Here is a 21,990-nt window from a genome sequence, read left to right on the forward strand (position 1 = left end):
TAAATGATGGTAAATCCGGATCAGATTTTTTCGCCACGGCCCCTAACCAAAACATTCAGGAAGAAAGCGGCAGTTAATAAGCCCAATACACCACCAACAACAATCCAGGTTAAACCTTTATCAATTATTGCACCTACAAATGCACCCGATACAAGCGCTACCAGGTAGTATATATAATCTAAATTTTCTTTTACTTCTTCTTGGTGTTTCATATTTGTTGTTTTGTAACCCCGCAAAAATAGGTGATTAATTGAATTTTAGCAACAGTTTATTTTGGTAGACATTAACATATCAAGGCAAAATAAAAAAAGTTGAAGATCCTACCAATATTTGCCCCTATTCCGTATTCAAAAAGTCTTACTACCTGATACTTATTACTTACTACTAAAGTGGGCGTTGCCTGCGGCCCGGGTCATCCGCTCATACTGCACAGGCCTTATTCACATTGGCCGGTATCCGCTACTCCCCCTAACGCAAATCGCGGAAAGCTTGTTGTTTATCGTATTTAGTTCAAACTGGGCAATTTAGTTTTATCTGCCCCAGCACACAAAGAACATTCGAAAAGCGATCTGTGAAGACACAGATCGCGGAAAAAGAAAAACTTTGTGGCATCAACCCTGCTAATCAAAAAACTCCCCCTTCAGGGGGCCGGGAGGCTTCCTACCAAATCTTCACCCTTTTCTCAGGATCCAACCACATCTTATCTCCCTTTTTAATGTGGAAAGCTTCATAAAACTCTGGCACATCACTAAAGGGACCATTTACCCGCAAAAAGCCGGGGGCATGCACATCTGTTAGTATCTGGTTGGCTAATGCCTCGTCGCGTTCCTGCCCAAGCCAGCCAAGGGCGTAGCCTAAAAAGAAACGCTGCATAGGTGTAAGGCCGTTTATTAATTTACCCTCTTTATATTGTTTGGTTTTTTTAAAAGCATCTATACCTAATACAATCCCGCCCAAATCGGCAATATTTTCGCCTAAACTGGCTTTGCCGTTTACGTGCAAACTATCAAGCACTATATAACTGCTAAACTGGTCGGCCAACATAGTGGCCCGTTTGGTAAACCTCACCGAGTCGGTTGGTGTCCACCAGGTTTTCAGATTGCCTTTGGCATCAAACTGGCGGCCTTCATCATCAAACCCATGGGTAATTTCATGACCAATGGTTGATGCAGCTACATAGCCGTAAGCTACGGCATCGTCAACCTCGCTGTCTTTTACGCCGGGAATGGTAAACTGCGCAGCCGGCAGTGTTATTTCGTTGTTCGACGGGCTGTAGCTGGCATTGTAGGTTTGCGGTGTCATGCCCCATTCTGTGTGGTCAACCGGTTTGCCCAGCTTGTTAATATTAACCAGGTAAGCCCAATGCCTGGCGCGCATAACGTTGCCCGCGTATGATTCCCTGTCCATCACCAGTGTCGAGAAATCCTTCCATTTGTCAGGATAACCCACTTTGGGGTGAATGGCGTTCAATTTCACCAACGCCTTTTGCTTGGTTTCGGGTGTCATCCAATCCAGTTTGGCAATATGCTCACGATAAGCCTGCCGGATAGCCTCAACCATATCTGTATAACGCTGCTTTGCCGTAACCGGGAAATATTCCTTTACAAACAAAAAGCCCAGGGCTTCGCCCATTAAACCATTTTCGGTATCCAATACCCGCTTCCAGCGGGGCAGCTGTTCTTTACGGCCCGATATTACCTTGCCGCCAAAACGGAAACTTTCATCGTCGGCCGCCTTATTAAGATACGGCGAGTAGGATGAAATGAGTTTCCAGCGCAGGTAGGCTTTCCAATCCGCCGCCGGAAATGTTTTCAACGCCGTATTCAAAGCCCTGTAATATTCCGGCTGCCCAACAATTACCGAATCTACAGGCTTCAGTTCCATGGTTTTAAAAACCGTGTTCCAGTTAATATCCGGCGTAAGCGCGTTCAACTGTGCCAGTGTCATTTTGTGGTAGTTGGCATAAGGGTCGCGTAGTTTCTCCAGTTTGCGGCTGCTATCGGCCAAAAATTTTTCAATCTTAAAAATACTTTCGGCACCGGCTTTAGCCTGTTGCTCATCATAGCCGGTAAGCCTGAGCATAGTTGGCAGGTGGTTAGTTGTATAATCGGTGCGGATTTTAACCGTGCGGGCGTCTGTTTTAAAATAATAATCGCGGTTTGGCAGGCCTAAACCTGCCTGCCCCAGCTGCAACATCATTTTAGCGCTGTTTTTGGCATCCTGCCCAACCCGCGCACCAAATACGTTGCGGGTGCCTGTAGTACTTAATACAGCCGCGGCATTTAAAATTGAAGGCTCATCATTGGCCTGGTCTATCAAAGCTAATTGTGCTTTTAATGGGTCGATGCCCCGTTTTTCAATATTTACGGTATCTAAACCGGTAAAATAAAAATCGCCTATTTTTTGGGTGGTTGTGCCTTTAGGGGCGTTGGCGGCCAAAGCATCCTCATTGATTTTTTTCAGCCTGTCGCGCAATTCTTCTGATACCACGTTGCCAATTCCCCAGCTGGAGTAGGCTGCCGGAATAGGGTTACGCTTAAGCCAGCCGCCATTGGCGTATTTAAAAAAATCGGCACCGGGACTAACCGACTGATCCAGGTTATCAAAAACAGGATCGTTTGGTTTTGCTATATATGCGCTTAATGCCATTGTAGTTAATACAGCACCACCTAAAATAAATTTTTTGTACGTTTTTGTCATGCAGAATACGTTTGCATCAAATTTATTAAAAAAACAAACGCCTTATTAAAAGGCGTTTGTAACAGTGTTGTGTAAATACATTTCGCATGCAAATCAAAAGCTCCCCCTTCAGGGGGCTGGGCGGCTTCGTTTTTACCAAATCTTCACCCTCTTATCCGGATCAAGCCACATTTTATCTCCTTTTTTAATTCCAAACGCCTCATAAAACTCGGGCACATCGGTAAAGGGGCCATTTACGCGCATAAAGCCTGGGGCATGTTCGTTGGTTAATATCTGGCTTTGCAAGGCTTCCTGCCTGTCTTGCCCCAGCCATCCCAAGGCGTAGCCTAAAAAGTAGCGTTGCAGCGGGGTAAACCCGTTGATGGTTTTACCTTCTTTATACTGGTCGGTTTTTTTGAACGCATCAAGGCCAATTACAATACCACCCAAATCGGCAATATTTTCGCCTTGCGTGGCCTTGCCGTTTACGTGCAGGCCGTAAATAGTATAGCCATTAAACTGGTTAATCAGCATTTGCGCGCGCTGGGTAAACTTAACCGAGTCCTGGGGCAGCCACCAGGCTTTCAGATTTCCTTTAGCATCAAACTGGCGGCCCTGGTCGTCAAAGCCATGTGTCATTTCGTGGCCGATGGTAGATGCGGCTGCGTACCCGTAAATGATGCCATCGTCAATATTCTCGTCTTTAAAGCCCGGTATGGCAAAAATACCTGCGGGCAGTACAATTTCATTATTTGATGGGTTGTAATAGGCGTTGTAGGTTTGCGGCGTCATCCCCCATTCGGTACGGTCAACAGGTTTGCCCAGTTTTGATGCGTTAAACTTGTGCTGCCAGTTGTTGGCACGCATCATGTTTAGCGCAAGCGGGCCGCGGTCAATCTCCAGGGTCGAAAAATCTTTCCATTTATCGGGGTAACCAACCTTTGGCATTACTTTGCTCAGTTTATAGTATGCTTTCTCTTTGGTTTGCGGGCTCATCCAGTCAAGCTTTTCAATATGCTCCTTAAAGGTTTCGCGCATGGCCTCAACCAGTTTTACATAGCGTTCTTTTGTTTTTTCGGGAAAGTACTCTTTTACAAATATCTGCCCAAGCACTTCGCCCATTACACCATTTTCCAGGTCAAGCACCCTTTTCCAGCGTGGCAATTGTTCCTTGCTGCCATAAAGCACCATCTCATAAAAACGAAACAGTTCCTGGTCAAATGGCTTACTCAGGTACGATCCGAACGAGGTAACCAGGTTTTTACGCAGGTAATTTTTCCAATCGGTAATGCTGTAATCATGCAAAGCCTTATTTAGGGCGCGGTAATATTCGGGCTGGCCAACAATCACGGTATCCACATCCTTATAGTCCATTTTTTTGAACGTGGCTTTCCAGTCGATATCCGGCGCCAGTTTACTTAAACCGGCCAGCGTCATTTTGTTATAGTTATGGTAAGGGTCGCGCAAATCTTCCAGCTTACGGCTGCTATCGGCAAGCGCTGTTTCAAGGGCATAAGTTTGTTTGGCGGCAGCACCGGCGGCGTCAATTGGCAGGCCACTTAACCTGAATATTGTTGGCAAATGCGTTAACTTATAATCGGTACGGATGGCAACACTATGCGCGTCGGTATTAAAGTAATAATCGCGGTTGGGCAAACCGATACCCGACTGGCCTAATTGCAGCATTATTTTATCGCTGTTTTTACTATCCTGCCCGGCATAGGTACCTAATGGTGTAGTTACGCCTATACCATCCAGGTGGGCAAATTCCTCAATAAGGCCTTTTACATCTTTAATATCCTCAATCTTTTTCAGTTCATCATTAAGCGGCGTAATGCCCCGCTTTTCAATATCAACGGTATCCATACCGCTGTAATAAAAATCGCCTATTTTTTGGGTATTGCTGCCTTTGGGCGCATTGGCTTTTAGTGCGTCTTCATTAATTTTTCTCATCCGGTCGCGCAGTTCCTCCTGTACCACGTTGCCTATCCCCCAGGCCGCGTAGGCTCCGGGAATGGGGTTCTTTTTTAACCAGGTACCATTGGCGTATTTAAAAAAGTCGTCGCCGGGTTTCACACTGGTATCCATGTTTTTAATCACGGGGTCGTTGTCGGCATAAATTTTTGTCTTGTCTTTACAAGCCGGAAGGAGCGCAATTGCGATGAGCCCGCTCAACAACAGGGCAGGTGTAGTGTTTTTGATCATCTGTTTGTTTGGGTGTATGTAAAAAAATACAACGATTGTATTGAATAATAGAATTTAGGACAGCGATTTTATTAAAACTGGCAGCTTTTAATAGATGCCCTGAAAAAAACCGGCCAATGAAACATCAAAATAATAACAAACTTTTCGGAGGGTATCCAGCCTGATATCAATTTTTCCAGACTCCAACCGGGCAATATTAATATTGGTTTCGGTAAAAAACTTCTCCTGGGTAACCTGGTTTTGCCGCCTCAGGTTCTTGATCTGTAGTGCAATTTTCTTTTTAAAAGCCTCGTCAGAAGTGCTAAGGTATTCAAAATCAGTAAGTAGCATAAAAAATAAGATTAATTTTAAAATTTATCTTTAGTAGGGGCTCAAAAAATAATTTAGCGTTTGATTATTAAAGTTCGTAAAAAATATCGGATTAAATAATTGAGACGTAACTATTATTTATTGCCAATAATTATCAAAATAATAAATACTGGCAATAAATTTGTTTAAAACAATTCGCCCTGCATACGATCTGTGAAAAAAAATTAAATCACCTACCTGTGAAAAACTTTTTTTGAATTCTCAGACGCCCAAGTTGAGATTTTTTGTTCTTTGTTTTGGGTTTAATCAATAGTTTAAATTAATTAGGGGAAAGGGAGCTTCAAAAAAGGCTCTCTTTTTTTTATATTCAATATTTTACTATGCATGCATAGTAAATTGTTATATTTAGCTTTTTATTATACTATGCTATTTGAATTTACAGAAGAGCAGCTGATGATTAAGCAGGCTGCCCGTGATTTTGCCCAAACAGAATTAAAACCCGGCGTTATTGAGCGTGATGAACATCAGCAATTCCCGGCTGAGCAAATTAAAAAGCTGGGCGAGCTTGGTTTTTTAGGGATGATGGTTGCCCCGCAATATGGTGGCGGCGGCATGGATGCTATATCTTATGTACTGTCGATGGAAGAGATCTCGAAAATTGATGCTTCTACGGCAGTGATCCTTTCGGTAAACAACTCGTTGGTTTGCAATGGACTCGAAAAATTTGGCAACGAATTTCAAAAGGAAAAATATTTAATTCCTTTGGCTAAGGGCGAAAGCATAGGCGCGTTTTGCCTGTCGGAACCGGAAGCGGGCTCAGACGCGACATCGCAACACACCACCGCTATAGATATGGGCGACCACTATTTGCTTAATGGCACCAAAAACTGGATTACAAACGGCAGTTCCGCCTCAACTTACCTGGTAATGGCGCAAACCAATGCCGCCAAACGGCACGACGGCATTAACGCGCTTATTGTTGAAAAAGGCATGAAAGGTTTTACCGTTGGCCCAAAAGAAAATAAAATGGGCGTGCGCGGTTCAGACACTCATTCTATTATGTTCGATGATGTTAAAGTACCTAAAGAAAACCGCATTGGCGATGAGGGCTTCGGATTTAAGTTTGCCATGAAATTATTGGAAGGCGGGCGCATAGGTATAGCCGCGCAGGCACTGGGGATAGCATCCGGCGCTTATGAACTTGCCTTACAATACTCCAAACAACGCAAGGCCTTTGGTAAAACCCTGGCCGATTTGCAGGCTACGCAATTTAAACTTGCCGATATGGCTACCGAAATTGAAGCAGCGCGCCTGCTTTGCCTGAGGGCTGCCTGGTTAAAAGACCATAACCATCCGTATGCGCAGGCCAGTTCGATGGCCAAACTTTTTGCATCAGACGTAGCCATGCGTACCACCGTTGAGGCTGTTCAAATTCATGGCGGCTATGGCTTTGTAAAAGAGTACCATGTGGAGCGCATGATGCGCGATGCCAAAATAACCCAGATTTACGAAGGCACATCAGAAATTCAGCGGATTGTAATTTCGCGCGAGATATTGAAATAATTGCCTAAATTTCATACTTTTGATAGTCTATTAATTTGGTAGACATTTTTATTGCAGTATGAAATTAAAACCCATCATAGCAACTTTATCATGCGCCCTGTTTATACAGGCAGCATCGGCACAAACCAAACTTAAAACGGGTGTATGGCGCGGAGCGCTAAGTACCAAATCGGGAAACGAGATTCCGTTTAACTTTGATGTTAAGGATACCGCCGGTAAACAGCAATTAGCTATTATTAACGGCGCCGAAAGGTTTAAGGTTACCGATGTTGCTACCGTGGGCGATTCTGTTTTTATACACATGCCGCTCTTTAATTCGGAATTTAAACTAAAGCTGGATGGCGATAAGTTAACAGGCAACTGGATAAAGCACCTGGCAAGCCAGGATGTTTTAACCCCATTTGCAGCTACACCTAATACTACCCGGCGTTTTTTGAAAGCACCCGAAAAACCGGCTTATAACGTAGGCGGCCGATGGTCGGCCATTATTGGCGAAGGCGAAGGTGCCGATACCACGGTGGGCGAGTTTAAACAGGTTGGCGCCAAACTAACCGGCACGTTTTTAACCACCACCGGCGATTACCGCTACCTGGAAGGTATTGTGGCCGGCGATAAGCTGTTCCTGTCTTGCTTTGATGGTGGGCATGCCTACACCTTTACAGCAACCATTAAGGATGATAAAACGCTTACCGGCGGTAAGTTTTACGCAGGCTACTCGGGCGTGCAAAGCTGGGCCGCTGTAAAAGACGCCAATGCAAAATTGCCTGATGCCTACTCGTTAACCGCGCTTAAACCCGGTTTTAAAAAAATAGATTTTACTTTTAAAGACATTGAAGGCAAAACAGTTTCCCTGCAGGATAGCCGGTACAAAAACAAGGTAGTTATTGTACAAATATTAGGTTCATGGTGCCCCAATTGTATGGACGAGACCGCTTACATGGTTAATTACTACAAAAAATACCAGCGCAAGGGGGTTGAGGTGGTAGGTTTGGCGTATGAACGCAGCAGCGATTTTGCCAAATCGCAAAAGGCTTTACAGCAGGTAAAAACCCGCTTTAACGTACCTTATGAGTTGTTAATAACCGGCTATACCAGCGATAAAGCCGAAACATCCAAAAGCCTGCCCATGCTATCAAAGGTAGTTGGCTTCCCTACAACCATCATCATTGATAAAAGCGGTGATGTTCGCAAAATACACACAGGCTTCAGCGGGCCGGGTACAGGCGAGTATTACAAAGAGTTTATCAATGAATTTGAGAAACTAACCGATGATTTGCTGGCCGAGGCCCCGCAAGCCGCTAAAGGGGGAGCTTTTTGATTTACAATCTTATCTCACCAATAATCATTTAAAAACCAGGAATGTCCAGCTAAAAGCCTGACATTTCTGGTTTTTTGAGTTCATCACTCTTAGCCTCCGCTGGTTGCAGCCATTATCTAAGTTAAATTCTTGAAGAGATAACTATTTGGTGTTGTCGTCAATTCCAATAAAGCACATCAGCTATGGCACAGTTTTGATTGTCATGCTGTGTATTCAACCTTACTTCATGCATTTAAATTAATAAACAATCGTTCTTAAATAAAAAAGAGGCTGCCCTTTTAAAGCAGCCTCTGGGGTGTTATTATAAGATCAGTCAGTTTTTAATTAATTCAGGTTTAATGCCGATGCAACGTCGTTGTAATTTTTAAAGTTAAGGCCCGGGTGGGTAACCTGTAAAGTGGTTACGCTACCGCCAGGGATTACTACAACTTTAAAATCGTAGCCCGGTGAGTTAAAATTGGCTATAATGTTTACAAAACCCAAGCCCACATCTGATTGGTATATGGCATTGGTAATTCTGATGAAAGGCAGGGAGTAGAAACTTGTTGTTCCTGTTACCCTTAAATATACCAATACCAGGCCGCTGTTAACAATTGATTGTGTAATTGCCGGTACATTAAGCTTAGTTGCCGCAGCCGAGCTCACACTCTGGTTGGTTATTATATAGCTCTTTATGCTAACAGATCCATCGGCTCCTGCCGGGCCTTGCGGTCCTGCCGGGCCTTGTGCTCCCGTAGCTCCTGTAGCGCCAGTAGCTCCTGTAGCACCGGTTGCTCCCGTAGCACCAGCAGCCCCTGTAGCTCCTGTTGGACCAGCCGGGCCTCTCGGGCCAACCGCACCTGTAGCACCGGTGGCGCCTGTTGCACCTGTTGCGCCAGTAGCGCCTGCCGGGCCTTGCGGACCTATTGGACCCGTTGCACCTGTAGCCCCCGTTGCGCCGGTTGCACCTGTTGGGCCTGCCGGGCCTGCCGGGCCAATAGGGCCTGTTGCTCCCGTTGCCCCTGTTGCTCCTGTAGCGCCGGTGGCACCTGTTGGGCCGGGTATGCCCGTTGTTGCTCCTTGTGGGCCTTGTGCCCCCGTTGCGCCTGTATCTCCTTTTGGCCCCTGTGCCCCATCGGCACCTGTTGCCCCGGTTGGGCCGGGTGTTTTATCCTTTTTGCATGAGTTTACACTGATCATGCAAAGCAATAAAACGGGTAATAAAAGTCGTAGTCTTCCCATAAAATATATTTTTAGTAGTATATAGTAGCTTTAGTACGGATATGTGGATAATTAGTTTCAAAAAACAGCGAAACAAAGCACTCTTTTTATTATTAATTAATTTTTTAGCAAAAAAGGTTATCAACAGGCTTATTAAACAAATGTATAAAAGACAGTGCAACAAAATCCTTAATGGTTTCGTTATACTTAAAAAACATTTAACCTATGAACAAACTAAGCAACAATTTACACGCACGGGTCCATAATTGGATGGATGCGATCGGCTTTAGGCTCAACGCTTCGCAAACAAATGGTAAAAATAATGTTACAATCAATCATTATTTTTTTGAAACTTTCAACTTTTTTGAAAAAGCCACCAGAAATCACCCTGAAAGTGCCAAATTTCTTTGCTTTGATGCCTATGGCGAAAAAATAAACGTAAAATCGCTGCTCGATATACAGGTTGCATTTTTTGAAAACATAAGTCAGCTTAAATAATACCTGCTTTATTGCCGCTATTTGTTCGATAGTAAAAGATATTTCAACGGCATCAACGCATGCCAAAATCATAAAAAAAGCCTGCTTAAATAAATTTTTAAGCAGGCTTTTTTATTTGGCCATTTTTATTGGAGAATAAATTAGTTATCCACATTTGTTCTTGGCCAGCAATTAAGGTATCCTTTACCGGTATTTTCTTTCGGCATTTCTTCGCCATTAATGCCGCGTATAACGCCACCACCGGGCAGGTTAACTATTGGCCTTGTTGGGTTTAAGGCTTCTTTTATGCGCAGCTTTAAATCAGCATAATGCGCGGCTGTTAATGCGTCGCCTCCCTTTGGTAAGCCGGCGTCAATTTTCTTTAGCTCGGCACGCACCATAGGCCTTATATCTGATAATGCCATATTAATTGGCGTCAATCCAAATGAAGCCAATACCTGCGGTGGAAAGCCGGGGAAGCCCCTGAAATCATCAGTTAATAAACTCCTTAGGTTTTCCACATAACCGCGCTGTAAGTTACGTTTAAACGCATCTGGCTTGCCGGCTGCAAAAATAGCCGGGCGTAGGTCATTCAGCAATTCGGCTACGGTATAAGCGGCTGTGCCATTTTTAGCTTCGTTATCATACATACGGGCCAGCCTTGATTGGCTAAGTACGTTGCCAAGCACCGCTACCTGCACTCCTTTAATGCGGTTATACATTACGCCATTATCAAACTTGCCCAGCTCGGCTTTATCAATAAGCCAGTAAGGTGTGGTAAATATTTGTTTATTTAAAAATTCAACGGCATCATGTTGCAGGCCTTTACCAACAAAATCATATACCGGGCCTTTTTGATCATATGTTTTAAAGTTTTCGTTCATGCCGCCAATGTTGGTGGTTACATGGCCCATATAACGGTAATACTGGCCTAAAACCTCGTTATAAAGTTCGCTTACATCACCATAGTCTTCATTTTTTTGATAGGTCCATTTTTCAAGGTTTGGCAAAATGCGTTTCAGGTTGGCAATACCATAGGTACTTGCCTTCATCGCGTTATCGCCTAAATCTTCATTTTGCAGGCGCGGATCAATTGATGTTCCCTGGCGGCCAAAATAGTACAGGGGATTGCCTGCTTTTTTGTTTGTCCAGTCGGCCAGTATGTCTTTCTCCTCATCGGCAGTTTTATTGCCGGGGAACCAGCTATAACCCCATTTTACAGCCCAAAGATCGTACTCGCCAATTTGCGGATAAAGGTGCGTTACGTTATCGCCAGGTTGGGCGATATAGTTAAAACGGGCATAATCCATAATTGATGGCGCGGTACCGTGCTTATCCGTAAACGATTTTGAACGTAACGAATCGACAGCATAAGCATAGCTTGAACCAAAATTGTGGGGCAAACCAAGCGTGTGGCCAATTTCATGCGATGATACAAAACGAATCAGCTCGCCCATTTGCTCGTCGGTAAACTGGGCTTTGCGTGCGGCCGGGTTAACAGCTGCAGTTTGTATCAGGTACCAATCGCGCAGCAGGTTCATTACATTATGGTACCAGCCAACATGGCTTTCTAATATTTCGCCGCTTCGCGGGTCGGATACGTGTGGGCCGTAAGCATTTTCAACATCAGACGCAAAGTAGCGGATAACACTGTAGCGCGCATCTTCGGTACTAAATTCAGGATCCTGCTTTTTTGTAGGTGCTTCTTTACCAATAATGGCGTTTTTAAAGCCTGCGGCTTCAAACGCTTTATTCCAGTCGTTTATACCGGCAATTAAGTATGGCACCCATTTTTTTGGTGTGGCAGGGTCAATGTAGTAAACAATTTGCTTTTTAGGTTCAACCAGTTGCCCTTTGGCATAAGCTGCAGGATCTTTGGGTTCCAGTTTCCAGCGGTGAATATAGGCTGTAACCTCCGATTTTTGTTTATCAGTACCATAGTCGGTTTGGCGCTGGCCAAAAAACCCAACCCTTGCATCGCTGATGCGTGGTTTCATTGGTGTTTTTGGCAGTAATACCATTGATGTATTTAACTCGAACGTTACCGCGCCGTTTGAATTATCCGTCGGCGACTCGCCTGAACGGTAAGTTTTTAACGTGCGTGCTTCCAGGTTAATCGGGAAACTTTTGATAGTATCTATATAAGACCGTGCGCCATCAACGCCCGAAATTTTATAGGCTTTTTTCACATCGTCAGATAAGCCTATCGCTGCAATATCTCCATTGTAAAAATCTGTTACATCAACTAAAACCCCGGTTGTATCTTTATTAAAAGCCTTGATATCAAAAGAGGCCAAAACCGCATCAAGGTTTGAGTTTTTAACCGATTGATACATATCAGATGTACTATCGGCCCTTACGCTATAGCTGGGTACACGAATAAAAACCTGCTTATCATGGCGCTCCCATTTCCAAACCTGTTCGTTAAGCTGTTCGCCGCCGTATTGCTGACCAAATGTTCTTAAACCGGCCGGAGTTTTTACATAGCGGGTTACAACAAGCATTTCGCGGCTTAGTAACGAATCCGGAATTTCATAGTAATACTTGCCATCAACCTTATAGGTATTAAACAATCCGCTATCAGCTTTTATCTTGCCTGTAATCAGGTCGCTGAATTTCTTGATACCCTCTTTTTTAGGGGCACCAACGGTAGCGGTAGCAGTTGTACCACCGGGGCCAGCTGTTGTTTTAAGGGTTAGAGTTTGATTTGCCGTTTGTTTTTTTGTGGCGCAGGAGGCAGCCAAAACGGATAAAATTAACGCAGTGCCGCGCATAAACTGGCCTGCCACAGGGTTTTTCTTCATTAATTAGTCTACTTAAACCGTAAACTTATGCAAAGTTTGCGGTTTTTTTATAAAATCAGTCCCTAATAAATAAAAATGGGGCAATCAAATCCTCCGCTTTAAGGTAAGCACTACCTTATCCAGCTTTTTATCATGAAAAACATCAAGCAAAAGACTCCTGTCGTTCCTCGATCGGAATAATGCGTCAATTTCTTCAAGGCTCATTTTAGAAACCGGCTTAAAGTTAATGGCCACTATCTCATCATCCCGCTCCAGTCCTATTTCGTCACCGGCCGATCCGGGCTCCACGCGGTTAATAATTATCCTATCCAAATTGGCTCCGGCAGCATAGTATTCAATGCCGCTCATATCGTGCTCAAAAGGTTCTTTAAAATTCATATTAGGTTTCAAATACATCGAATTACCCGTATAATCGAATATCACCGAAAACCGCTTAAGCACACCAATCCCCAGGTTACCATCCCTGGGTATCGAAAGCCGGGTTTGGTTATTGCCATCATCGGGAAAGGATGATATGATCCCTTTTATTTTAAACTTACCTATTTCAAGCGATTCCAGGCGGGCAATAAACCCGTTAATGGGCCCGTTTAACCCAATGCCGAGATTGGCCGACGCAATAAACTTTTGCGGCAGCCCATAAATAGGTATAATTTTTTCGAGCGATATGGGGTGCCCGGCTCCCAAATCAATAATCAGCTTGCTTTTTACCACACGACCTCCCTGCAGTATCACATTGCTTACTACATAGGGCTTTCGGTCTTCAATGGTTATGGGTATCTGCGTACCTTTCCTGAAAACCTTAAGGTCTTTGGGGCGGCTAACAGTTACCGTGCTATCCTGAAAATCTATTTTAACAGCCAGGTTATTAAAAAACTCGTAGCCTATAAGCCCGTGTATAGGCATGCCTGCATAACCCGACAAGCTAAAAAGATCTTTTTTTAATATAGCTGCTGCCACATCATAACTTACCAGCCCCGGAATATCTATATTTAAGGCCGAGGTTACATAAGCTTCGGCATCTGCCCCTTCGCCAAGCCCGGGTATTTTTAACGTACGTTTATTGGGGATGCTTATAGAATCGGCTAACTTGGGGTCGGTGATGATCATGAGGCCAACGCCGGTATCTAAAATAAAATTAAATGGGCCCCTGTTATTGATGCTTAATTTAATAACCATAAGGTTACGCACCAGTTTAAAAGGTATAGTTACTTTTTTTTTGCGGGCATCTAAATCAAAGTACTGCGCATGGGCTGTTGTGAAACAGAATGCCAGCAGGCACAAGAGCCACAACGACCGGAAATGCTTTAGTTTATGAAATAGCTTAAGTAACAATTTGGTATAATTGGTAATATTAAATTTACGACATTAATTGGTTAAATAAATAAATATTTATGCGGGGCACAACATTTACATTTCTGATAACAATTTGCGGTTTATTATTGGGGAGTTGCAGTATTCAAAGCCATTCCATCAATAAACGGAATATTAAAAAGCAGTTTGAACAATCGCAGGTTTCCAATGATCATTTTACCGGTTTTGCTTTATACGATATGGATCAAAAAAAGATGGTATTTGAGCTAAATTCTGATAAATATTTTACCCCGGCATCAAACACCAAACTATTTACTTTTTATACCTGCCTTAAAATGCTGGGCGATTCGATACCGGCATTAAAGTACGAAGTGCACAATGATTCACTGGTGTTTTGGGGCACCGGCGACCCTTCCTTTTTACACAGCGACCTGAAGGGGGTTAATGGTTTTAATTTTTTAAAGAACAGTGGTAAAAACCTGTATTGGTCGGCCACCGGTTACACCGGTAAAATTTTTGGCCCTGGATGGGGATGGGATGATTATAATGACGATTACCAGCAGGAACTAAGCGCTTTCCCGATAGAAGATAACGAAGTATTTTTATATGGCGATGCCGATGGCAACCTGCAGGTAAAACCGCAATATTTTAAAAGGTTTTTAACCCGCGACCCCGATTTTAAACCTGCCGGATTTAGGGTACAGCGCGATTTGTTAACCAATCGGTTTGCCTATCCGCAAACAGACATTCCTAAAAAATTCAACCAACTGGTACCCTGGAAAACAAGCGACATGCTTACAAAGCAGTTGTTGGAAGATACCTTAAAAAAGCCTGTTTACCTAACGTACCTGCCCATCAGCAACTCGGCTAAAATTATTTATAACACCAACGCCGATTCCGTTTACCGACGGATGCTGCAGCCCAGCGATAATTTTATAGCCGAACAATTGTTGCTGGTTTGCTCGTCGGTAAAGTTTAATATGCTGAACACCGATTCGGTGATCAATTATTCGAAGAAAAACTTTTTAAATGATTTGCCCGATGAGCCGCAATGGGTGGATGGATCGGGCCTTTCGCGCTACAACCTGTTTACCCCGCGCAGCATCGTAAAATTACTATGCAAAATTGCCGACGAAGTTAAAAATGATACCCTGCTGCACAGCCTGATGCCCGCCGGAGGACTAACCGGTACTATTAAAAATGCTTATAAAACAGACAACGGGAAGGCCTTTGTTTGGGCCAAAACCGGGTCGTTATCCAATAATCATAACCAAAGCGGCTACCTGGTAACCCGAAAAGGCAAGCACTTGGCTTTCGCTTTCATGAACAACAATTTTACCCGGCCAAATAAAGATATCAGGGGCGAAATGGTGAGGGTGATGACATGGATACATGAAACCTATTAAATAAAACAGATGTCTATTCCTTTCTAAAATGCGCTCAGGGCTTTTTATTGACAGCGAGACAGTAATGTTTTAAAATTCCCGCCTTGTTTTAGTTTTGGTTTTTATTTTATGATAATTCACAATGTGTTGATTATTAGCCAAATGGTACTTTTTACTGTTTCACCTATGACGCAACACAATAAAAAAGTCTTAATTCTTGATTCTTGTCTCTTGATTCTATTTTACCTTTGCCCCTATGGAAACCATCACCTGGCATAATTTTGAGCAAGTAGAGTTGCGGGCAGGTACTATATTAGAAGCTATCGATTTCCCCGAGGCACGTAAACCAGCTTTTAAAGTAAGGGTTGATTTTGGCGAATTTGGCATCAAATGGTCAAGCGCACAAATTACCAAACACTATACAAAGGAAAGCCTTGTAGGCAGGCAAATATTGGGCGTAATTAATTTCCCTAAAAAACAGACAGGCAAATTCATGTCGGAGTTCCTGGTAACCGGCCTTGCCGACGAAAATGGCGATATAGTACTGGCCGCTGTTGATAAACCTGTGCCCAACGGCAGTAAACTAATTTAAATGAGGTATATAAATTTCGAAGACGAGCCCGCCATATCCCCCGACGATTTTTTTATGGGCGAAGCCTTAAAAGAGGCCCGGTATGCCCTGGAGGAAGATGAAATCCCTATTGGCGCTATAGTAACCTATGGGGGCAAGATCATAGGCCGCGGCCATAACCTTACCGAACGCCTTAACGATGTAAGTGCCCATGCAGAAATGCAGGCACTTACAGCGGCGGCAAACTCAATGGGTGGTAAATACCTGCAGGGCTGTACCCTATACGTAACTATGGAACCATGTGTAATGTGTGCCGGGGCATCCTACTGGTTCCAGGTAGCGCGGATAGTGTTTGGCGCTTATGATGTAAAGCTGGGCTTTGGCAGGCTTAACCAAAAAATAACCCACCCCAAAACCGTAATCACCGGTGGCATCCGCGAAAATGAATGCTCAGAACTGGTGAAGAATTTTTTCAGGAGCAAGAGGGGAAAGCTCTGAACCGGAATTCATCGAATTAAAGAATTATTTGAATTGCACCCTTTCTAATTCTGTCAATTCATAAATTCGATGAATTCAGGTTCAGACATTATACACAACCTTGACAATATTTTTAGAACAAAAAGTAAAATCTACTCTTATATTTGTTACATAACAATCATTAAACTTTAAAATTGTAATTATGGCATTTACACTACCGGCGTTATCCTACGCTACCGATGCATTGGAACCGCACATTGATAAACTGACCATGGAAATTCACCATGGCAAACATCACCAGGCTTATGTTACTAATTTAAATAAAGCCCTTGAAGGCAAGCCAGAAGCTGATAGCAGCATTGAGGATATCATCAAAAATATTTCAAAATTCGCGCCTGCTGTACGTAATAATGGTGGCGGTCACTACAACCACTCCCTGTTCTGGACTTTACTTTCACCAAATGGTGGCGGCGAACCTACGGGCGCTTTGGCTGCTGCAATTACCAGCACTTTTGGTTCAATTGCCGATTTAAAAACTAAAGTTAACGAAGCCGGTGCAACCCGCTTTGGATCGGGCTGGGCATGGTTAATTGTTACTGCTGATAAAAAACTGGCTGTAACATCAACCCCTAACCAGGATAACCCATTGATGGACATTGCCGAAGTAAAAGGCACTCCAATTTTAGGTATCGATGTTTGGGAACATGCCTACTACCTTAAATATCAAAACCGCCGTCCTGATTATTTAGCAGGCATCTGGAGCGTAATTAACTGGGCACACGTTGCCGAACTTTATGCAAAAGCGATAGCTTAATTTAAGCTGCCCATTAAAATATAAACGGCCCCGTACAATGTAACGGGGCCGTTTTTGTAACATATGACCACTGATATACTAAAGCTTAAAGTTGAACAAATAAAATGGGAAGCCCCAGATACGGCTACCTTTTACCTGTCCAATACACCCGGCCAGCCTGTGCCATACAAAGCCGGGCAATTCCTCACATTGATATTTAATCACCGCAACGAGGAAATCCGCAGGTCATACTCTTTGAGTTCGTCGCCAGACGAGCCCTTGCTTGCCATCACCATAAAACGTATTAGCAACGGCGAAATCTCGCGCTTTATGCTTACCAAAATAAAAGCCGGCGATGTGCTCAATGCCCTGGTACCGGCAGGCAGGTTTACGGTAAGCAGCTATGTACAAGATAAATACATACTGTTTTTTGCAGGCGGCAGCGGTATAACCCCCATATTCTCGCAGCTAAAATATATCCTGAACCACCCAGGCAAAAGCAGGCTTACGCTTATTTACAGCAACCAGGATGCCGGCTCCATACTATTCAGAAGCGAACTCGACCAGCTTGCCACCCTTCACCCCGGCAGATTTAAGGTCATCCACCTCCTGAGCAGTGAAGCCAACCGCCTGAATGCCGACAGGGTTGAAAGCCTAATCCGGCAATTGGTACCTTCAGACATAGAAAAGGCCGAATTTTACCTCTGCGGGCCATTTCCTTACATGCGGATGATTCGCTTTGCACTGGTATATATGGGGATTGACCCTAACCAGATCCGCAGGGAAAACTTTGTTTTAGAGACCGTTGCAGTATCTGCTACGGCCACCAATTTTGCCCCCCGCAATATCAGGATCAAATTCAACGGCGAAGTTCACGACCTGCCCGTGGGCGAAAACCAATCCATATTGCAGGCTGCCCTGCAAAACAACCTGCCACTACCCTACAGCTGCCGCAGTGGGGTATGCTCTACCTGTACGGCCAGGTGTATTACCGGAAAAGTAGAGATGGTAAAAAACGATGTCCTCACCGATGCCGACCAGGACGCTGGCCTCATCCTCACCTGCACCGGCCACCCGGTTACTGATAATGTGGAAATTACTTTTGAGTGATTTTGTGGGCATAAAATGGTAGGATAAGGAGCAAGAATAAGTAACCGATAAAGCTTCGTCTCAAATCTCATATCTCACGTCTCAAATCCAACTCCTATTGTAGCGTTTGCAAAAAAACATCCGTAATGCTTTTATATATACTTACTAACCATTACTATGAAGCAAATTTTTACACAAAGGGCAGGCATGATCGGGATGATATGTTTGCTTGCGGTTTCTTTAACATCGTGCCTTAAAGACCACGATGACCACCAATACATAGCACCTAAAATAGCTTTGGTTTCGGCAATCAATGCCTCGCCCGATGCGCAGCCGGTTGATTTTTTCCTCGACCAGAACCGGGCCAATAACTTTTACATCCCAAGCGGCGAAAGTTTGGATTACATCAACGCCTATACCGGCAAACGCACCATCACATTTTACGTAGGCAATAGCAGCCAAAAAATCATCAGCGATACGGCTACTTTTGCCGCCAATAAGCTTTACTCGGTATTTTTGGCTAACGTGGTAAGCGCGCCTGCCATACTGGTTATCCCCGACTCGGTAGGCGTACCGGATGAAGGCAAAGCCGGCATCCGCTTGGTTAACCTGAGCCCCGATAACCAGGCGCTCGACCTGGTTGTTAAAGGCGGCGCCACCCTGGCATCGGCAAAAACCTACAAACAATACACCCCGTTTGTAACCGTTACCGGCGGCAGCACCTATACCTTCGAAATTCATAAGGCCGGTACAGCTACCGTATTGTATACCCTTACCGATGTGCGCATCAAAAATAAAACGCTCAACACCATCTGGGTGCAGGGCCTTTCGGCAGCTACCGATACAAAAAAGCTGACCGCTCATGTGCAGGAGAATGTATATTATTATTAGTTGATTAGGTGAGTGGTTGATTGGGTTGACTGGGTTAACAGGCGTTAAAGAATAAGCCTCGCTTTTCAACTTAATCAACCACTCAACCTAATCAACCACTCACCAAACACTGCCTTTCAACTTAATCAACCACTCGCCCAATCAACCACTTACCAAACAAGGGCGTTGCCCCATTGGTAGAAATGGGGCCGGGCTGTGCGCTCATACGCCTGCAGGCATTAAGCTCATGGGCCTGTATCCGCTGCCATCCCTAACGCGAACGCCGGGTATGCTATCGCTGAAGATAAAAATCGTTTTAGCATGGCGGTTACCTGTCAGCGGGGCTATTGTGAGACCATCGATACATTTGCTAATCCGTTTTAGCATAGCGTTTACCTATCAGCGGGGTACACGCGACACGCGTGCACCAGCGGAGGTCAGAAAGCAGGCGAAATTGGATGCTTCGCATATTTGCAGATGCCGGTAAGGCAAATGGTAACAACACTCATTATCAATTTTGGGAACAGGAAAATCATCCAATTGAGTTGCATCCGAAATCTAATCTTTTTTCACAAAAATTAGAATACATTCATCAAAACCCTGTTAAAGCAGGTCTGGTTACTGAAGCTGCCGACTATCTTTACAGCAGTGCCAGTAATTACGAGGAAAAAGGTGGTATTTTAATGGAAGTTGAGTGCTGTTACTAAATACAGGAATTTAGTAAGAAAATCACAAGTCAGCCACCCACATCCAAACCCACAAGACTGCGCCAAGGGTGGGGCGGTAACATCAAGAACAAAGCATTATTATTTTTGCCCTGCTAACTTAAATCCCTGTGGGAGTTCAATAATTTTAGGATCTATTGCTTTCCCGATGAATTTAGCCGGCGCGTTAGTAGTTTGTTTAATCCAATATCCCTTGCTGTTGTGATATAGATACCAGTTGATAATATACATACCCTCGTCGCCACCATAACGGGGGCCTGCAAAAATGGCGAGCAATTCAATACGATTGCTTTTAATGACAGGCGTGCTGCCAAAATACACATTGTATTTATCATACGTCAGGTACGGAGCAGTTTTAAAAGTGGCAAAGTCGGCACCGGGCAATGGAACAAGCGTGGTTTGATTAAAAAAGAAAACGTTATTTTTATAGCTGTAGTAATTGTTGCCGATGTACGATAAAAAACGGGCATCGAAGTTTGTAATGGCGGTATCCCTGTAAAAAAGATGGCGGTCTTTAGCAATCAGGTCGTTGTGCAAAAACCTTACCTTGCCGTCTAATATATCCAGAAGCGGGCCATTCCAAAAATATCGGGACGGCATCGATTTTAACTTTTCTATTTCGTGATTTGTTAACCCCGTTACAAACTGGCGTTTGTTGAGATCATAAACTTGTTTGGCATAGATGAGAAACAGGGAGTTTTCACTCAGGAAAGTATTATCGGGTGTTACTGGCACGGCGTAATTAAAGGAGAATTTAATGGCAATTACTTTTTTTGCTTTGTCATCCCACCCCCGGTAATAAACACCATTTTTATCATAAAACAAGTCGCTATACCTAAACATGTGAAAAGTTGCTGGGTCAAGTCCGCTCTCGAAAGGCATATCATGCAGATAAAACCGATAGCCATCTGTTAAAATTACGGTATTTACCTGCTCCCATGTTTTTACCAGCTCCTGGTGATATTCCGCTCCTTCAACAACCGTTGTATCGCAGTAAACGTGATAACGGTCTGCACTGTAACTGGATGATATCCCTTTCAACGATTGCAGATCTATACTTTTTACAATCGTCATTTTAAGTAGATAGACAACCTCATCATCGGTTTTAGCAAGTGAATGGTTAATCGAATGCAGCTTTTTACCATGATAGGTCAAAACCGTATCAGCACTGTAAGTCCAGGCTTTATCATACAACCCGTTGAAGCTTTTAACATCGGCAATTGGAATTCTTTTATTTAAATAATAAACTGAATTCTTATCTTTAAAATAAGTAGCGTTGCCATTTAAGGCAATAAAAGTCGACGCGTCAGCATCTTTTATTTCGGATTGATTATCATACACAACCCGTTTGGTCTTCCATATATAATGACTTTTCTCGTAGTTCCCCCTTATGAGCTCAAATCCGGCGGTATCTGTTTTAATTAACTTACCTTCAAAATATACCCCGTTTTTATCAATGGCAAATCTGGCGGCTTCCCGCCATTCCATAGTTTTAAAAGATACCATATCGGGATGTAGTATTGTCCTGGTGTTACAATCCTGGTAAACTACATATCCTGGATTAATAATATAAATCGCGTCTCCGGCATAAATACATCTGGAGTAGCTCAATGGATATGCTGCCATTTTACTTTGAGCGTTCAGGATTTTAGTGGCAGATAGCACCAGCGTAATAATAAGTATCGATACTAATCGCTTTTGAAAAAACATAAATTTATTACTTCATCTAAGTTACATTTTATTGAGGAGATAACTTATCAATTATGCCAATCGTGCGCCCCCCGCTGCCGTGAGGGCCTCCCTTGTGGCCCGCATGCAAATCGCAACGATCATTTGTAGCACAAATCAAAAATCTTCGCCCGCAGCTCGCGTTAGTGATGGAAGTGGGTACCGGCCCGCGCCTAATGCCTTGTGCGCGTATGAACGTACAGCACGGGCCGCAGGCAACACCATAATTAAATTCAAAAGTTAAAACTCAAAAGTCAAAAAAAAGGGGGGGGGGGGGGCGGTCATTGGTTCACTGGTTCATTGGCGAGATGGTCATTTAGCTTCTGGTTGGCGTTATCAGGCTGAAACAGCAGGGCTATTGTGAGGCTATCGATACATTTGCTAATCCGTTTTAGCATGGCGTTTACCTATCAGCGGGGTACCCCGATTAACCATCAGGGGCACCAGCGTGTTACCATTCGGCGAAACCATCCGGACAACAGGACT

Annotated in this window: 19 protein-coding genes; 10 read left to right on the plus strand and 9 right to left on the minus strand. The window is 43.9% G+C overall.

All coding sequences use genetic code 11. The features are described from left to right. Nucleotides 1-20: 20 nt before the first annotated feature. The 4 genes from AC1DU2_RS16400 to AC1DU2_RS16415 all read right to left on the minus strand — a co-directional run bounded on the left by AC1DU2_RS16400 (nucleotide 21) and on the right by AC1DU2_RS16415 (nucleotide 5,214). Nucleotides 21-212: a hypothetical protein gene (locus AC1DU2_RS16400; protein ID WP_147055220.1), complete on the minus strand. Its 192-nt coding sequence runs from the start codon at nucleotides 210-212 to the stop codon at nucleotides 21-23. Between the two features lie 448 nt (nucleotides 213-660). Then, complete coding sequence (locus AC1DU2_RS16405) at nucleotides 661-2,700, minus strand: M13 family metallopeptidase (protein WP_477385332.1); 2,040 nt, start codon at nucleotides 2,698-2,700, stop codon at nucleotides 661-663. A 132-nt stretch (nucleotides 2,701-2,832) separates the two neighbouring features. Then, nucleotides 2,833-4,884 carry a M13 family metallopeptidase gene (locus AC1DU2_RS16410; protein ID WP_477385333.1) on the minus strand — a complete coding sequence of 684 codons (2,052 nt, stop codon included), beginning with the start codon at nucleotides 4,882-4,884 and terminating at the stop codon, nucleotides 2,833-2,835. 87 nt (nucleotides 4,885-4,971) lie between these two features. Then, the gene (locus tag AC1DU2_RS16415; protein ID WP_477358606.1) at nucleotides 4,972-5,214 is read right to left on the minus strand and encodes a helix-turn-helix domain-containing protein; all 243 of its coding nucleotides are present in this window, start codon (nucleotides 5,212-5,214) and stop codon (nucleotides 4,972-4,974) included. 402 nt (nucleotides 5,215-5,616) lie between these two features. Between AC1DU2_RS16415 and AC1DU2_RS16420 the strand changes: the two genes are divergently transcribed. Continuing rightward, on the plus strand, nucleotides 5,617-6,756 hold the full coding sequence (locus AC1DU2_RS16420) for an acyl-CoA dehydrogenase (protein ID WP_477385334.1): 1,140 nt from the start codon (nucleotides 5,617-5,619) through the stop codon (nucleotides 6,754-6,756). Nucleotides 6,757-6,814: 58 nt separating this feature from the next. After that, nucleotides 6,815-8,074: a peroxiredoxin family protein gene (locus AC1DU2_RS16425; RefSeq protein WP_477385335.1), complete on the plus strand. Its 1,260-nt coding sequence runs from the start codon at nucleotides 6,815-6,817 to the stop codon at nucleotides 8,072-8,074. Between the two features lie 324 nt (nucleotides 8,075-8,398). Here AC1DU2_RS16425 and AC1DU2_RS16430 read toward each other — a convergent pair whose 3' ends face one another. Continuing rightward, nucleotides 8,399-9,295: a hypothetical protein gene (locus AC1DU2_RS16430; protein WP_477385336.1), complete on the minus strand. Its 897-nt coding sequence runs from the start codon at nucleotides 9,293-9,295 to the stop codon at nucleotides 8,399-8,401. 204 nt (nucleotides 9,296-9,499) lie between these two features. On the opposite strand from AC1DU2_RS16430, the gene AC1DU2_RS16435 reads away from it, so the two are divergent. Continuing rightward, the gene (locus AC1DU2_RS16435) at nucleotides 9,500-9,772 is read left to right on the plus strand and encodes a hypothetical protein (RefSeq protein WP_477358598.1); all 273 of its coding nucleotides are present in this window, start codon (nucleotides 9,500-9,502) and stop codon (nucleotides 9,770-9,772) included. 140 nt (nucleotides 9,773-9,912) lie between these two features. Here the strand turns inward: AC1DU2_RS16435 and AC1DU2_RS16440 are convergent, their stop codons facing one another. Together AC1DU2_RS16440 and AC1DU2_RS16445 are read right to left on the minus strand one after the other, a co-directional pair. Next, complete coding sequence (locus tag AC1DU2_RS16440; RefSeq protein ID WP_477385337.1) at nucleotides 9,913-12,555, minus strand: zinc-dependent metalloprotease; 2,643 nt, start codon at nucleotides 12,553-12,555, stop codon at nucleotides 9,913-9,915. 84 nt (nucleotides 12,556-12,639) lie between these two features. After that, entirely contained in the window at nucleotides 12,640-13,887 is a 1,248-nt protein-coding gene (locus AC1DU2_RS16445; RefSeq protein WP_477358594.1) for an aspartyl protease family protein, read from the minus strand. 59 nt (nucleotides 13,888-13,946) lie between these two features. On the opposite strand from AC1DU2_RS16445, the gene AC1DU2_RS16450 reads away from it, so the two are divergent. The 6 genes from AC1DU2_RS16450 (at nucleotide 13,947) to AC1DU2_RS16475 (ending at nucleotide 19,072) form a co-directional block, all read left to right on the plus strand. Beyond that, a complete protein-coding gene (locus AC1DU2_RS16450; protein WP_477385338.1) occupies nucleotides 13,947-15,272 on the plus strand; it encodes a D-alanyl-D-alanine carboxypeptidase/D-alanyl-D-alanine-endopeptidase in 1,326 nt (441 codons plus the stop codon). 235 nt (nucleotides 15,273-15,507) lie between these two features. Next, nucleotides 15,508-15,843, plus strand: coding sequence for a tRNA-binding protein (locus tag AC1DU2_RS16455; RefSeq protein WP_477385339.1), 336 nt, complete (start codon nucleotides 15,508-15,510; stop codon nucleotides 15,841-15,843). After that, the gene (locus AC1DU2_RS16460) at nucleotides 15,844-16,320 is read left to right on the plus strand and encodes a nucleoside deaminase (protein ID WP_477385340.1); all 477 of its coding nucleotides are present in this window, start codon (nucleotides 15,844-15,846) and stop codon (nucleotides 16,318-16,320) included. 181 nt (nucleotides 16,321-16,501) lie between these two features. Next, complete coding sequence (locus AC1DU2_RS16465; protein WP_477358585.1) at nucleotides 16,502-17,113, plus strand: superoxide dismutase; 612 nt, start codon at nucleotides 16,502-16,504, stop codon at nucleotides 17,111-17,113. 63 nt (nucleotides 17,114-17,176) lie between these two features. Next, nucleotides 17,177-18,202, plus strand: coding sequence for a 2Fe-2S iron-sulfur cluster-binding protein (locus AC1DU2_RS16470; protein ID WP_477385341.1), 1,026 nt, complete (start codon nucleotides 17,177-17,179; stop codon nucleotides 18,200-18,202). Nucleotides 18,203-18,358: 156 nt separating this feature from the next. Next, a complete protein-coding gene (locus AC1DU2_RS16475; protein WP_477385342.1) occupies nucleotides 18,359-19,072 on the plus strand; it encodes a DUF4397 domain-containing protein in 714 nt (237 codons plus the stop codon). Nucleotides 19,073-19,273: 201 nt separating this feature from the next. On the opposite strand, the gene AC1DU2_RS16480 is transcribed toward AC1DU2_RS16475, so the two are convergent. Further along, nucleotides 19,274-19,438: a hypothetical protein gene (locus AC1DU2_RS16480; protein ID WP_477385343.1), complete on the minus strand. Its 165-nt coding sequence runs from the start codon at nucleotides 19,436-19,438 to the stop codon at nucleotides 19,274-19,276. A 71-nt stretch (nucleotides 19,439-19,509) separates the two neighbouring features. Between AC1DU2_RS16480 and AC1DU2_RS16485 the strand changes: the two genes are divergently transcribed. After that, complete coding sequence (locus AC1DU2_RS16485) at nucleotides 19,510-19,758, plus strand: hypothetical protein (RefSeq protein WP_477385344.1); 249 nt, start codon at nucleotides 19,510-19,512, stop codon at nucleotides 19,756-19,758. 99 nt (nucleotides 19,759-19,857) lie between these two features. On the opposite strand, the gene AC1DU2_RS16490 is transcribed toward AC1DU2_RS16485, so the two are convergent. Then, on the minus strand, nucleotides 19,858-21,486 hold the full coding sequence (locus tag AC1DU2_RS16490; RefSeq protein WP_477385345.1) for a DKNYY domain-containing protein: 1,629 nt from the start codon (nucleotides 21,484-21,486) through the stop codon (nucleotides 19,858-19,860). Nucleotides 21,487-21,990 lie beyond the last annotated feature (504 nt).

This window comes from Mucilaginibacter sp. P4_C11 (assembly GCF_056402115.1).